The sequence below is a fragment of the Haliea sp. E1-2-M8 genome, assembly GCF_030649675.1.
Classification (GTDB): domain Bacteria; phylum Pseudomonadota; class Gammaproteobacteria; order Pseudomonadales; family Halieaceae; genus Haliea.
The window spans coordinates 72,866-87,497 of record NZ_JAUTDR010000011.1 but is presented as its reverse complement, the minus strand read 5'-3'; the positions used below and the strand labels follow the sequence as shown (position 1 = coordinate 87,497).

Below are 14,632 nucleotides of genomic sequence, written 5' to 3'. Positions count from 1 at the left end.
CGCATGACCGCATTGAGCCAAGGAATCTGCAGTTCTCTGCGCAGGCTATTGTTCGCACTGCTGCTGGTGCCGGCTGCAACGACAGCGGCAGTGGACTACCTGAGCTTTGCCACCGAGGACGAAGCCAACAGCACCGAGATATTCCGCAAGGCGAGCCCGGCGGTGGTGTTCGTGACCAACAAGGCCCTGCGCCGGGACATGTTTTCGCTAAACATACACGAGATACCCCGCGGCTCTGGCAGCGGCTTTGTCTGGGATACCAGCGGCCTCATCGTTACCAACTACCACGTCATCGCCGGCGCCCAGCGCCTGACGGTCACCCTGCAGGACCAGACCGAATTTGACGCCGAAGTGATCGGCGTGGCTCCGGAGAAGGATCTCGCGGTGCTGCGCATTGCCAACCCGCCGACAAGCCTGATCAGGTTGCCAGTGGGGGATTCATCGGAGCTCAGCGTGGGGCGCAAGGTCCTGGCGATCGGCAACCCCTTTGGCCTTGATACCACCCTGACTACCGGCGTGGTCAGCGCCCTTGGGCGCGAGATCCGGGCACCGGGTAATCGCACCATCCGCGGGGTCATCCAGACCGATGCCGCGATCAATCCCGGTAATTCCGGCGGCCCACTGCTGAACTCCCTCGGCCAGTTGGTGGGCGTGAATACCGCCATCTACAGCCCCAGCGGCGCCAATGCCGGTATCGGCTTTGCAATCCCGGTGAACACGGTGAAAGACGTCGTGCCCCAGCTGATCAGCTACGGCCGCATGCTGCGGCCAATCATGGGCCTGGATCTCGCCAGCGACAGCTGGATTCGACGTTTCCGGATCGAGGGGCTGCCGGTGGTCGGTGTCTTTCGGGGTCTGCCCGCGGAGCAGGCAGGCATTCGCGGGGCGTATCGCAACGCACGCGGTGAAATCAAGCTCGGCGACATCATCGTGGCGGTCAACGGCAAGCCGGTACGTACCAACGACGACTACCTGAGCCTGCTGGAAACCCGGCAACCCGGCGATGTGGTAACGGTCACCCTGCGCAATGGTAACGAACAGCGGGACGTGAAGGTTACCCTGATCGAGTCACAGTAGCTTCAGGACAAGGTGCCACCGTCCACCCGGATATCCTCACCGGTGACATGAATCCCGTCTTCCGAGGCCAACATGGCAATAACTCCCGCCATGACCTCCGGACCCTTGGCCCCCGAAAGCGAGGAGATACGCCCGATCAACTCGAAGTCCATGTTCGGCGGCCACTTGATATCCACCGTCATGCCGGTGTTGATATCGCCCGGGCAGACGCAGTTCGCGCGCACCCCGCGCTTGGCATACTCCACCGCAATGCTGCGGGTCATGGCCAGGACCCCGCCCTTGCTGGCGGAATAGGCGGCGCCGCAGGGAAGACCGGACAGGGCAGCCGTGGAGGCCGCATTGACGATGCTGCCACGGCTCGCCAGCAGATGCGGCAGGACCTCCCGGCACAGAATCATGGTGCCGGTCAGGTTGACGTCAATGACCCGCTGCCAGGCACTGGTTTCCAGGGCGTCGGTGTCGTCGAAGCGGAGGATGCCGGCCATGTTCACCAGTGCATACAGGCTGCCATAGCGGGCAACGCAGGCTGCGACCGCCGCGCGCACCTGTGCTTCATCGCTGATATCGCAAAGCTGGGCCGCGGCTGCGCCACCCTCTGCCGCGATCAGGGCGAGGGTCTCATCCAGGCCCGCCTGGTTGACGTCCAGACAGTAGACACTGCCGCCCTCCGCGGCGATGCGCAGCGCCGCCGCCCGCCCGATACCGCTGCCGGCACCCGTCACCAGTACTACCTTGTCCGAAAATCGCTGCATCGCCCGGTTCCCTCTATTATTGACCAGCGCGGAGCATGACCATCGCGGGCGCGGTGGTCAACGCGGGCAGTACACGGCGCTGAACCCGAGGCGAGAGATTGCCTGGGCAGGGCGGGTTTGCTGCTCTATACCAGACCGGGATCTGGGCCGGGCGCGGCGGTAAAGGTCGTTGCTTCTGGCCCCGCGACCATTACCCTTGGCAACCGGCCGCACAACAGGAGACATCACGTGGACGACCTGGATCAATTTCGCGGGGACACCCGGCAGTGGCTGGAAGCCAACTGCCCGCCGTCCCAGCGCCTGCCCAGCACCCCCGAGGAGCAATACTGGGGGGGTCGCCGCGGTGAGTTCGCCAGCGCGGACAGCCGGCTCTGGTTTGAGCGCATGCGCGATCGCGGCTGGACGGCGCCGGAGTGGCCGACCGCCTATGGCGGCGGCGGCCTGACCCCGCAACAGGGCCAGGTGCTGAAGGAAGAGATGAAGCGTATCCGGGCCCGCAGCCCACTGTACAGCCTGGGCCTGTGGATGCTGGGCCCGGCCCTGCTGGAATACGGCACCGAGGAACAGAAGCAGAAGCACCTGCGCGCCATCGTCAATGGCGAGGTGCGCTGGTGCCAGGGCTATTCCGAGCCCGGTGCCGGCTCCGACCTCGCCAGCCTGCAGACCCGCGCGGACGACAAGGGCGACCACTTCCTGGTCAGTGGCAGCAAAATCTGGACCACTGCCGCGGACAAGTCCGACTGGATTTTTTGCCTGGTGCGCACAGACACGACCGTCAAGAAACAGGAGGGCATCAGCTTTCTGCTGATCGACATGGCCAGCCCCGGGGTCAGCACCACGCCGATTGCGCTGATCAGCGGCGAGTCCGAGTTCTGCCAGACCTTCTTCGACAATGTAGAGGTGCCCGGTGAGAATCTGGTCGGCGGCCTGAACAAGGGCTGGTCGGTGGCCAAGGCTCTGCTGGTGCACGAGCGCAAGCTGATGGCGGAGATGGGCAGTGAATCCCCACGCCAGGAAGTGCCGCCGGTACATGCCGCCCGGGATTACCTGGAATTTGTCGACGGGCGTATCGCCAACAGCCAGCTACGCAGTGACCTGGTCAGTTTCGAGATGCGGATGCACGCTATCGCCCTCACCCACATGCGCGGCTTCGAGGAGCGCGCCAATGGCCAGCAGAGCACTGTCGGCCTGTGCATGAAATACCTCGGCACCGAGGCCGTGAAGGACAAAAGCGAACTGCTTCTGGCCATCATGGGCAGCCGCGGCCTGGGCTGGGAAGCGCCCGGCTTCACCCCCGAGGAACTGGACACAACCCGTCTCTGGGCCGGCTCCAAGGCCATGACCATTGCCGGCGGCACTACCGAGGTGCAGCTCAACGTCATCGCGCGCAACATCCTGCAGTTGCCGCAGCCGCCGAAAGCAGCGACAGAATCCTGAGGAGACCGTAATGGCATTGGTACTGAACGAAGAACAGCGCCTGCTGGCCGAGACCGCGCGGGATTTCCTTGAGCAGCACGCGCCGGTTGCAGCACTACGCGCCCTGCGCGACAGCCGCGATGCCAGCGGCTACAGCCAGACGCTGTGGCAGCAGATGGCGGAGCTGGGCTGGGCCAGCGTGATCCTGCCGGAAAGCCATGGCGGCCTGGAATTCGGTTTCACCGGTCTCGGGGTGTTGCTGCAGGAAACCGGGCGCAACCTGACCGCATCGCCGCTGTTTGCCACCGCGGTGGTCGGCGCCTCGGCCATCCTGTTGGGGGGCACGGAAGCACAGCGGGAGGAGTATTTGCCGCAGCTTGCGGCGGGTGAGCTAACCCTGGCCCTGGCCCTGGAGGAGAGCCACCACCACCGCCCCTACCATATTGCGACCCGCGCCGAGCGCAACGGCGACAGCCTGTGCCTAAACGGCGAGAAATGCTTCGTCCTCGACGGCCACTCAGCGGACCTGCTGCTGGTGGTGGCGCGCACTACCGGTGAACCCGGTGACCGCGAGGGGCTGAGTGTTGTGCTGGTGCCGCGCGACAGCGTGGGTGTCGATTGTCAGCGCACCTTGATGGTCGACAGCCGCAACGCGGCCAACATCCGCTTCGACAATGTCACTGTTCCGGCGACTGCAATCCTCGGCGAGCCGGGCGCAGCCGGGGAGTGGCTGGACACGGTGCTGGACCGGGGCCGCGTCGCCCTGGCGGCGGAGATGCTCGGCAGCGCCGAGGAAGTGTTTGCCCGCACCGTGGCCTGGCTCAAGGAACGGGTGCAGTTCGGCGTCCCGATCGGCAGCTTCCAGGCCCTGCAGCACCGGGCCTCGCGCCTGCAGGCGGAACTGGAACTGGCGCGTTCGGTGGTGCTGCAAGCTCTGGCCACGGTAGACGACAACCCGCAGCAACTGGCGCTGATCGCGAGCCTCGCGAAAGCGCAGCTGAACGAACTGGTGAAGCTGGCAACCAATGAAGCCGTGCAGTTGCACGGCGGCATCGGTGTTACCGATGAACTGGAAATCGGCTTCTTTCTGAAGCGGGCCCGTGTCACCATGCAAATCTTCGGCGATACCGGGTTCCACAGGGATCGCTACGCCAGTCTCTGCGGCTACTGACTTGCAACAACAATAACCAACACAGGGAGAACACTATGGACAACAGCGACAAGATCGCCATGGTAGAGCGCTACGTCGAAGCCTTTGCACAGGGTGATGTGAACATTATCCGCGGCATGTACGCGGAAGATGCCGTGGTCGAGGATCCGGTCGGTAGCGAGCCGCACCGTGGCCTGGAAGCAATCTGCGCGTTCTATGCGGGCGCCCTGGGCGCCGGCGCGAAACTGAAACTCACGGGCCCCGCCCGCTGTGCCGGCAACGCCGTCGCCTTCCCCTTCCAGGTTTTGATGCCGGGGATGCAGATGGATGTTATCGATGTGTTCGAATTCGCTGCCGATGGCAAGATCAGCAGCATGAAAGCCTATTGGGGGCCCGACAACATGCAGACCGAAAGCTGAGGGTCTGTCAGCCGCCGGGTAACGCCGGCGATGCGCTCATTCCAGAGGTAATACCTTATCCCCCGGGGCCAACCCAGATACCACTTCGACCCGGCCGCCAGTGACCTCCCGGCCCAGGCGCAGGAAACGGCGCTCGGGCCCTTCCGGCCCCGCCACGCTGACCACCCACAGCTGCCCGACCTGGGCCAGCAGCGCTCTCGGTACATAGAGCCGCTGTTCCGAGCCCGCGGGCACCAAAACGCGGGCATACATGCCGGGGAGCAGGCGCTCGTCGTAGGGCAGGCGAATCTTCACCAGGAAGCTGCGCGAACCGGGCTCGGCGGCCGGCACTATCTCCTCGATCGCACCTTCGACATGCAGATCCAATGCCGGCAGGCTCACCGGTATCGGCTGGCCGATATCCAGGGCCAGCGCCAGCTGTTCCCGTACCTGGGCCTCAACCCGCAGTGACAGGGGGTTGTACAGGGAAATCAGGCGGGAACCGGGCGCGGCCGTGTCACCTGGCTCGGCAAAACGGTCCACTACCCGGCCAGCGATGGGCGACAGAATGGAAGCATAGGCAAGCGCTGCGCGAGACTCCGCCAGCGCCTGTTCCGCGCTATGCAACTCGGCCTGCAGGGTGTCGCGGTTGGCCTGGGCCGCGTCCCGATCTGACATGGAAAGCAGGCCACGCCCCTGCAGTTCCACTGCCCGCTGCAAATTGCGTTCAGCTTCGGTCAGGCGCGCTCTGACCACGTTGATCTGGTCGGTAGCCTGCGCGGCGCGAGCCTCGAGATCGGACTTTTCCAGCTCCACCAGGACCTGGCCTTCGCTGACCTGGTCACCGGCCCGCACATGGATCCTCTGAATCCGGGACATGATGCGCGAGGAAATAACGGTGGCCTGCTTGGCCTCCACGGAGCCGGACACGGGCTCGGTCACCGGCACCTCCTCCGACTCGACGGTGTATACGGGCTCAGGTCCTGTAGCCCGACGTTGCTCCAGCCCCGGCGCCAACCGCTCGCTAAACAATCCCGCCATCCAGGCCACCAGCAGCACCAGCAGCACCACCGCGCCCAGGGCCGGCAGCCAGGTCCGCATTCTATTCATTGGCAACAGCCTCCTCGGCAGGTTTGTCAAACACCAGCAGGTACACCACCGGCACCACCACCAGAGTCAACAGGGTAGAGGCGATGATGCCAAAAATAATGGCCAGCGCGAGGCCACTGAACACCGGGTCGAGAATGATGACCAGGTTGCCCAGAAGCGTCGTTCCGGCGGTCAGCAGCACCGGCCGCATGCGCACATGGCCCGCTTCCAGCAAGGCCTCGGTAACACTGGCGCCGCGATCCCGGGCCTGGGTCACGAACTCCACCAGGATCAGGGAATTGCGCACCACGATCCCCGCCAGCGCAATCATGCCGATCATCGCGGTAGCGGTGAACAGGGCCGGATCCGGCGCCCCGGCAACCTCCCGCTCGCCGACCAGGTTCAGCAACCAGAAGCCTGGCATGATGCCTATCACGGTCAGCGGAATCGCGGCCATGATGATCAGCGACAGAGCTGAGGATGCAGTCTGTATCCGCAGCACAAAGAAGATCGCGACCAGGGCGAAGGCGAAGGCCAGACCCATGTCGCGGAACACGTCGACGGTAATCCGCCACTCCCCCTCTCCGGTCCAGCTCACCTCGATATCGTCCGGCACCTGCCAACCGTCGCCGCCACCAGCGCTGAGGAAACTGCGCCCCTGCCAGGGGTTGGCGGCGCCGGGTTCAGCACCCCGGTCTGCGACCAGATCGGCAATGACATCCGCCGGCGGGCGCCCCGACAACTCCGCGGTCACGTACACTACCGGCCGCAGGTCCTTGCGCTGGATGGCCTGTTCCGCCTCTGCGCGCTGGAACGTCCCCAGTTCGCCCAGCGCCACCAGCGGCTGCGGCGCGGCATCGAGGCCCTGGGCACTGCTGGCCTGGGTAATACCCGCCCTGCCTTTCACCTGCAGACGCTCGAAGTCATGCAGGGACACCCGCTGCTCCGGTGCCAGCCGCATAAGCACCGGCAGCGGCAGCGCCTCACCCGGCTGTTGCAGGTATCCCGCCACATAGCCCTGATTGGCCATGGCGATGATCTGGTTGATATCGGTGGTGGCTATCCCGGACAGCGCCGCCTTGGTCTTGTCGGTGACAAAGCGCAGACGCTGGTGCGGATCCTCCACCGAGGTATCCACCTCCACCACATGGGCCTCGCGCTGCAGCCGCTGCGCCAGCACCAGTGCCGCCTGCCGCTGACTGGCATAGGAGGTCAGCGTCTCGCCGTAGACTTCAGCGACCAGGGTGCTCATCACCGGCGGACCCGGCGGCACCTCCACCACTTTCAGTTTCACTCCATCGCGCTGCAGGGGCTGCAGCAGTTTGCGAATACGCAACACCACTGCATGGGACTGATGTTCGCGCTCGGCCTTGTCGACCAGGGTTATGCGCAGATCAGCAAGATAGGGTGCCTCGCGCTGGTAATGGCGCCGTACCATGCCGTTGAAGTCAATGGGCGAGGGCTGCCCGACAAAGGCCGCAACCGCACGCACTTCCGGCACCCGCAGCAGGGCCTGCGACACCCGCTGGCTGACTGCGGCGGTGTGCTCCAGGCTGGCGGACTCCGGCATATCCACCAGCACCTGCACCTCGTTCTTGTTGTCGTAGGGCAGCAGTTTCAACGGCACCAGGCGAAACAGAGGCAGGCTCGCCGCAAGCACAAACAGCACCAGCACCACCCAGACCACCGCTTTGGCCTTGCCGCGCCCGGCCAGTAGCGGCCGCATCCAGCGGGCGTAGGTGCCGTCAGCCCGGGCACCGCCCGGGCCGCCAGTCAGCGCTTCCAGCTCGTCGCTGTCCACCGAAGGCAGCAGCCGGCTGGCCAGCCAGGGCGTAACCATGAAGGCCACCGCGGTACTACTGATTACTGCCACCGGGACGTTAAAGGCCATGGGGGCCATGTAGGGGCCCATCATGCCGGTGATGAACGCCAGCGGCAGGAATGCAAAGACGATGGTAAGGGTGGACATCAGCAGGGGAATGCGGATTTCCGCCATGGCGTCGACAATACGGCGGGCTCGCGGGCCCCGGCCTTCGGCAAAGTTGCGGGCAATGTTGTCGACGCCGGTGATGGGGTCGTCCACCAGCAGCCCCAGGGACAGAATGAGGGCAAACAGGGTCACCCGGTTGATGGTATAACCGAAAGCCATGTCCAGGGCCAGGGTGATGCCGTAGCAGATCGGTACCGCCAGGCCCACCACCAGGCCTGCCCGCCAGCCCAGAAACACGCTGATAAAAACCACCACGGTGACAATGGCGAAGCCCAGGCTGCTGGTGAGGTTGTTGACCTTCTCGTCCGCGGTCTGGCCATAGTCGCGCAGCACCTCGAGATGCAGGTCGGCGGGTAATAGTTCGCGCTGCAGCGTGGCCATCTCCCCGTGCACCCGCTGAGCCACGCTGACGGCATTGGTCCCGGGCTTCTTGGCCACGTTCAGGGTAACCATGGGATAGCGCTGGCCGCTGGTCACCAGCGCCCTCGATTCGCTCTCAGAGAACGCAATCCAGGTGTAGGCGGTCGGCTCTTCGGGGCCGTCGACGATGCGCCCCACATCCTGCAGGTAGACCGGGGCGCCATCGATCACGTTGACTACCAGGCCGGGGAGGTCAGCGGGGCTGCGCAGAGCGTCGCCACTCTCCAGCAGAATCGATTCGTTATTGAAAGACCAGCGGCCAGCGGGTTGCAGCTGGTTCGATACACTCAGCGCTGAAACAATATCCGCGGCGGTGGTCCTGCGGGACGCGAGGGCCTCCGGATCCAGCAAAATCTGCACCTGCCGTGCGCGCCCACCGGTCACCGTCACTGCACCCGAATCCGGAATCCGCTGCAGATGGGTGGAGAGTTCATCTGCCACTCGCCGCAGGTCATGGTCGCTGTACCGCTCCGGGGCACTGGACCAGAGGGCGAGTACCACAATCGCGACGTCATCGACTTCCACCGGGCGGAGATGCCAGTTGCTCACCACGGCCGGAATCTGGTGCTGGTTGGAATACAGCTTGTTATAGGTGTTGAGCAGCGACTCCTCGCGGTCCTCTCCAACATGGAACGCCAGGGTGACCGCCGTGTGCCCCGGCGTCGTGGTGGAGTACACATGCTCCACCCCGGGGATCTGGGCGAGCAGCTTTTCCAGCGGAATGGCAACCTGGCGCTCGACCTGACTGGCATCCAGGCCGGGGGCTTCGACAAACACATCCACCACCGGCACCACGATCTGTGGCTCTTCCTCGCGCGGGGTGTACAGCAGGGAGAGAACCCCTACCAGCAGGCCGACAAAGAACAGGGCCTTGGGCAGGCCTCCCCCGAGCGTGTGCGCAACCAGCCTGTCCAGGGGATGTGTCATCGGGTCACCATCAGTCAGCGCAGTAGACTGTGTGCAGCACGTGCAGAATGGCCGGCACCTTGTCCCCCGCCAGCGCATAGTAGATGAGCTGGCCGTCGCGGCGGGTGGTTACCAACCCGGCTTCCCGCAGGCGCGCAAGATGCTGCGACAGGGCGGACTGGGACAGGGCCACGGCGGCATTGAGTGCGCCCACGGATTGCTCTCCCTCCACCAGCGCGCAGAGAATCATCAGGCGCTTTTCATTGGCCAGCTGCTTGAGCAGCTGCGCGGCCTCTCCCGCGCGCAGGGCCATGGCATCGGCATCCATCATCGCTAGCTTCTGATCGTCTTCCAAGCTTATTCTAGCGCAATTATATTAGGTTTTCATAATATACAAAAGCCAGCAGCGCACAACAGGCACCGGGAAAAGGTTTACACTGTTCGCACCCAGAACTACTCGACTAGAGGGCCGCCGGCCGAGGAACTCCGTATGTCCCGCAAAACCTGGTTACAACTCCTGGGGGCCGCCGTCCTGCTGGCATTCGCCATCATCCAGTTCATTCCTTCGCCGCCGGTCTAGTCCCGCCAGGCCTGCTCGTCAATATCAAGGTCGCGCCAGTCCTCCAGCCGCAGGCGCGGCTCCGCTCCTGCGCGCAGCTGGGCATCGTAATCCCGCAACAGCCGCATCCCGATCTTGTACATCCACACCAGGCCAACCAGGTTGACCAGCGCCAGCAGGCCCATGGTGAGCTCGGCAAAGCCAAACACGGTGCTCAGATCCTGCAGTGAACCCCAGAACACCAGGCCCAGCACCGCGACCCGGAACACGTTGGCAACCGCGGGATTGTCGTGGCTGAAGAAGCTGAGGCTGTTGTCACCCAGATAGTAGTTGTACATGATGGAGCTGAAAGCAAACAGTACCAGCGCGACCGATACAAAGCTCGCGCCCCAGGCACCGACATGACTGCCCATCGCCGACTGGGTAAGAATGACGCCGTCGACACCCGCAGCCCCCGGCTGATAGACATCCGAGAGCAGGATGATAACCGCGGTGCAGGTACACATGATCACGGTGTCGATGAATACGCTGAAAGCCTGCACGATACCCTGGTTGGCCGGATGCGGCACATGGGCAACGGCGGCCACATTGGGAGCGCTGCCCAGCCCTGCTTCGTTGCTGAACAGGCCGCGCTTGACCCCCTGCATGATCACCGCGCCGAGGCCGCCACCCACCGCCTGTTCCAGACCGAAAGCGCTTTCGACGATATACCAGAGCGCTGCCGGCACCGCGCTGATATTGAGCACAATCACCAGCAGCGCGGCGAGAAAGTAGAGCAGCGCCATCAGCGGCACGATCACCTCCGCCACCAGGGCGATGCGCCGGATCCCACCAAAAATGACTACCCCGAGGAAGGCCACCATCACCAGCCCGGTCACCCAGGTCGAGACGCCGAAGGACGCCTGTAGCGAGGTCGCCACCACATAGGACTGGACGGCATTGAACCCCAGACCGAACGTGACCAGCAGCAGCACCGAATACACCGCCGCGAGGCCGCGCTGGCGAATACCGTGGGTGAGGTAGTAGGCCGGTCCGCCGCGGTAGGTCCCGTCGGGCTCGGCGCGCTTGAACAGCTGGGCCAGGGAGCATTCGAAGAAGCTGGTGGCCATGCCCATCAGCCCGATAACCCACATCCAGAACACCGCGCCGGGACCGCCCAGGGTGATGGCGACCGCAACCCCCGCGATATTGCCGCTGCCGACCCGGCCGGCAACGGACACCACCAGTGCCTGGAAGGAGCTGATACGGCCGCGCTCATGGTGCAGGCCACCGCGCAACACGCTGAACATGCGGCCGAAATAGCGGAACTGCACGCCGCGGGACCCGAGAGTAAACAGTAGCCCGACGCCGACCAGAACCACGATCAGGATCTGGCTCCAGAGAAAATCATTGACGATAGTCAGCATGGAGGCTCCGGAATCAGTTGGGGTGGCGCCCGGCGGCGGCGTGACTCAGCCGCCAATGCCCGAGGCAAAGATGATGATCAGCGCCGGCGGCACCACGAAGCGGATCATGAAACGCCAGAGGACATAACTGCCGTTGCCCATGCCACTGAGCTCATCGCGGCTGGCATCCCGGGTCATTACCCAACCGGCAAACACCGCGATAAACAGGCCGCCCAAAGGCAACAGGATCTGGTTGGAGAAATAGTCCATGGTGTCATTGAAATTGCGGCCACCGAAGCTGATCTCCCCGAGCACGTTATAGGAGAGAATACTGATGATGCTGAGGACCGCCACCGAGCCTATCACCAGCACCGCACTGTGGTGCCGCGGCATGCCAAAGCGCTCCTCAATCCAGGCGTTGACGCACTCTACCAGCCCGACCATGGAGGTGATGCCTGCCACCGCGAGCATGGTGAAGAACAGGACACTGAACAGGTGGCCGCCGGGCATCTGCGCAAACGCCACCGGCAGGGTCTGGAAAATCAGGCCCGCGCCGGCCGCCGGATCCAGGCCGTGGTGGAAAACGGCAGGGAAAATCACCAGCCCAGCGAGCAGCGCCACTGCGGTATCAGCCACCACGATGATCAGCACGGACTGGCCGATGGAAATGGACTTTGGCAGGTAGGAGCCGTAGATCAACATCCCGCCCATGGCGACGCCGATGGAGAAAAATGCCTGGCCGATCGCCACCAGGAACACTTCCGGGCCGATCTTGGTGAAATCCGGGGTGAACAGCCAGGTGACCGCCTCGCTGAAACCACCGACGAAATAATTGTAGGTAGCAAGCCCGACAAGCAGCAGAAACATCAGCGGCATCATCACCACCACGGCGCGCTCGATGCCCTCCTTGACCCCCGCATAGATGATCAGCCCGGTAATCAGCAGCCCGACCAGGGTCCAGAACAACATGCCCGCGGTATCATCCAGCACCGCCGCGAACTGGCTGCTGGCGTTGAGCGCGTCGACATCGGCAAACCCGGTGGTGATCGCCTTGAACAGGTACCACAGCACCCAGCCGACTATGGCCGCGTAGACAATTTCGATGCTGTAGGCAGCCAACAGCCCCATGCCCCCTACCCACTGCCACTGGCGGCTGCGCCGGCTTTCCACCGCAACCACCGCCAGCGACTCCGGCGGGCTGGACTGACCCCTGCGGCCGACCATCAGCTCGGCGATAAGAATGGGGACACCGATACCGAACGCGCAGACCAGGTAGATGATGACAAAGGCGGCGCCACCGTTTTCACCGGTGATATAGGGAAAGCGCCAGATATTGCCAAGACCGACCGCGAAGCCAACCGCGGCCATGAGAAAAGCAAAGCGCGAGGACCAGTGGTCTGCTGCCGCTATTGCCATAGGGTCAAACTCCAGCTGTTGTCATTATTCTCGGCAGTGTACACAAAAGCCCGCCGCGGATCAGCTATCGGCGGCCAACGGTGCGCAGGCCTGCTGCAGCCAGGCCCGGTCTGTGGCCGATAACAGCGGCCCCACCGCGCTGGCGACCCGTACATGATAGGCATCCAGCCACTGCTGCTCCCGCGCATCCAGCAGCGCCAGGTCGAGCAGGCGGCGGTCGAAGGGGACCAGGGTCAATGCCTCGAAACCGTACATCGGCGTTTCCAGCTCCCCCGCCACCTCTGTCACCACAACCAGATTCTCGCAGCGGATACCAAAGGCGCCGTCCCGGTAATAACCGGGCTCGTTGCTGACGATCATGCCCGGCTGCAGGGGCACCGGCGCCCAGGCCTTGGCAATGCGCTGGGGGCCCTCGTGTACGCTGAGGAAGGCGCCGACTCCGTGGCCGGTGCCGTGGTCGTAGTCGTGACCCTCCCGCCACAGATACTGGCGTGCCAGCACATCGAGATGAGTGCCGGTGGTTCCCTTGGGAAACCGCGCCTGATCCAGGGCGATGTGACCTTTCAGCACCAGCGTGAACAGGCGCCGCACCTCGGCACCGGGATCGCCGATGGCCACGGTGCGGGTAATATCGGTGGTGCCGTCAGTGTACTGGGCACCGGAATCGACCAGGTAGGCCGAATCCGGCGGCAGCCTGGCGGGGGTGCCATTGCGGTGGTTGTAGTGGCACATGGCGGCATTGCTGCCGGCGGCGGAGATAGTGTCAAAGGAAGGACCCTGGAAGTGCTCCCCTCCGGACCTGAACCCCAGCAAGCGGTCCGCCAGCTCGGCCTCATCGTAAAGGCGCCCGGCAGCCTGCTCGGCATCCAGCCAGGCCAGGAAACGTATTACCGCCGCCCCGTCGCGGATGTGGGCGGCCCGGGCGCCGGCAATCTCCACGGGATTCTTGCACGCCTTGGGCATGAGTGCCGGGTCAGTGCCCGCCACCAGCGTTGCGCCGCCCTGCTCCAGCAGCCGCTGTGACCAGGCATTCGCGGTAACCGGGTCCGCCAGCACCCGTTTGCCCGCCTGTGCGCCGAGCAGCGCTTCGGCTTCCGCCGGGGCGTGCAGGCGCACCTCACCGCCACAGTGCTGTTGCCAACCGGCCGGCATCCGCGCCGACTCCACCACCAGGTCCACCGAACCGTCTGCCCACAGCAGCGCCAGGGACTGCAGCACCGGGAGGCAGGGAACATCGCGCCCGCGCAGGTTGAGTAGCCAGGACACGGAATCGGGGGCAAACACCAAGGCGCCGTCCGCGCCCTGCGCCTTGACTGCGGCACCGATACGGGTCCTTTTGCTGACACTGGATTCGCCGGTATGCGATTCGTCCAATAGCAGGGCGGGCTCGATCTGCGCGGCCGGGCGATCCTGCCAGCAGCGGTCCACCAGGTTGTCGGTATCCAGACACACCACCAACCCCCCCGCCGCAAGCTCGGCCTCGGCCTGCCGCAGCCACTGCAGGTTGTGCAGGCGCGGGTCTACCGCCACCCGGGCACCGGGCTGCAGGCGGGCCAGCAGCCACTGCAATGGCGGCTCCTCCAGCAGATGGTGGTAGCTGAAGTCCGCGGCCGGCACTTGCTGCCGGACCTGTACGGTATAGCGGCCATCGACAAAAATTCCGGCGCCCTCGCGCCGGACCACGGCCATGCCGGCAGAACCGGTAAAGCCTGTCGCCCACAGCAGGCGCTCGTTGTGCAGGGGAATATATTCGCCCAGGTGCTCGTCCGCCCGGGGGATCACGAGGGCGTCATAGTCCCGCTCCGCCAGCAGTTGGCGCAGGGCGGTAAGCCGTTCGGCTGTTGTCATGTTCAGTGTCCGGTGGGGTGGGAGAACTCAGTCTTCCATCAGGTCAAAATCGGATTTGGAGATACCGCAGTCCGGGCACTCCCAGGTTTCGGGCAAATCCTCCCAGCGCGTACCCGGGGGGATACCATCGTCCGGGATGCCCACTGCTTCGTCGTAGATGAAGCCACAGATTACACATTCGTATTTGCGGTAGTCAGCGTCGCTCATCGGCGCAGATTCCTCGTCG

At 64.3% G+C, this 14,632-nt stretch carries 12 protein-coding genes; 4 read left to right on the top strand and 8 right to left on the bottom strand.

Annotated elements, in window-relative coordinates; all coding sequences use genetic code 11:
- Positions 1 to 3 precede the first annotated feature (3 nt).
- A complete protein-coding gene (locus tag Q6D67_RS10970; RefSeq protein ID WP_304705655.1) occupies positions 4 to 1,077 on the top strand; it encodes a S1C family serine protease in 1,074 nt (357 codons plus the stop codon).
- 2 nt (positions 1,078 to 1,079) lie between these two features.
- On the opposite strand, the gene Q6D67_RS10965 is transcribed toward Q6D67_RS10970, so the two are convergent.
- Complete coding sequence (locus Q6D67_RS10965) at positions 1,080 to 1,829, bottom strand: SDR family NAD(P)-dependent oxidoreductase (protein ID WP_304705654.1); 750 nt, start codon at positions 1,827 to 1,829, stop codon at positions 1,080 to 1,082.
- Positions 1,830 to 2,057: 228 nt separating this feature from the next.
- On the opposite strand from Q6D67_RS10965, the gene Q6D67_RS10960 reads away from it, so the two are divergent.
- From Q6D67_RS10960 to Q6D67_RS10950, 3 genes are read left to right on the top strand one after another with little or no spacing between them, the layout of a single operon-like run.
- Positions 2,058 to 3,266: an acyl-CoA dehydrogenase family protein gene (locus tag Q6D67_RS10960; RefSeq protein ID WP_304705653.1), complete on the top strand. Its 1,209-nt coding sequence runs from the start codon at positions 2,058 to 2,060 to the stop codon at positions 3,264 to 3,266.
- Between the two features lie 10 nt (positions 3,267 to 3,276).
- On the top strand, positions 3,277 to 4,416 hold the full coding sequence (locus Q6D67_RS10955) for an acyl-CoA dehydrogenase family protein (protein WP_304705652.1): 1,140 nt from the start codon (positions 3,277 to 3,279) through the stop codon (positions 4,414 to 4,416).
- A 35-nt stretch (positions 4,417 to 4,451) separates the two neighbouring features.
- Positions 4,452 to 4,814 carry a nuclear transport factor 2 family protein gene (locus Q6D67_RS10950; protein WP_304705651.1) on the top strand — a complete coding sequence of 121 codons (363 nt, stop codon included), beginning with the start codon at positions 4,452 to 4,454 and terminating at the stop codon, positions 4,812 to 4,814.
- A 36-nt stretch (positions 4,815 to 4,850) separates the two neighbouring features.
- On the opposite strand, the gene Q6D67_RS10945 is transcribed toward Q6D67_RS10950, so the two are convergent.
- The 7 genes from Q6D67_RS10945 to Q6D67_RS10915 all read right to left on the bottom strand — a co-directional run bounded on the left by Q6D67_RS10945 (position 4,851) and on the right by Q6D67_RS10915 (position 14,613).
- Positions 4,851 to 5,903, bottom strand: coding sequence for an efflux RND transporter periplasmic adaptor subunit (locus Q6D67_RS10945; protein ID WP_304705650.1), 1,053 nt, complete (start codon positions 5,901 to 5,903; stop codon positions 4,851 to 4,853).
- A complete protein-coding gene (locus Q6D67_RS10940) occupies positions 5,896 to 9,219 on the bottom strand; it encodes an efflux RND transporter permease subunit (RefSeq protein ID WP_304705649.1) in 3,324 nt (1,107 codons plus the stop codon). Before Q6D67_RS10940 ends, Q6D67_RS10945 begins: the two co-directional genes overlap by 8 nt.
- Positions 9,220 to 9,229: 10 nt before the next feature.
- Positions 9,230 to 9,553, bottom strand: a complete 324-nt coding sequence (locus tag Q6D67_RS10935; protein ID WP_370551948.1) for an ArsR/SmtB family transcription factor — start codon at positions 9,551 to 9,553, stop codon at positions 9,230 to 9,232.
- 221 nt (positions 9,554 to 9,774) lie between these two features.
- On the bottom strand, positions 9,775 to 11,163 hold the full coding sequence (locus Q6D67_RS10930; RefSeq protein ID WP_304705648.1) for a sodium:alanine symporter family protein: 1,389 nt from the start codon (positions 11,161 to 11,163) through the stop codon (positions 9,775 to 9,777).
- A 45-nt stretch (positions 11,164 to 11,208) separates the two neighbouring features.
- Entirely contained in the window at positions 11,209 to 12,558 is a 1,350-nt protein-coding gene (locus Q6D67_RS10925) for a sodium-dependent transporter (RefSeq protein WP_304705647.1), read from the bottom strand.
- Positions 12,559 to 12,618: 60 nt separating this feature from the next.
- Entirely contained in the window at positions 12,619 to 14,406 is a 1,788-nt protein-coding gene (locus tag Q6D67_RS10920) for an aminopeptidase P family protein (RefSeq protein WP_304705646.1), read from the bottom strand.
- A 27-nt stretch (positions 14,407 to 14,433) separates the two neighbouring features.
- The gene (locus tag Q6D67_RS10915) at positions 14,434 to 14,613 is read right to left on the bottom strand and encodes a rubredoxin (RefSeq protein WP_304705645.1); all 180 of its coding nucleotides are present in this window, start codon (positions 14,611 to 14,613) and stop codon (positions 14,434 to 14,436) included.
- Positions 14,614 to 14,632 lie beyond the last annotated feature (19 nt).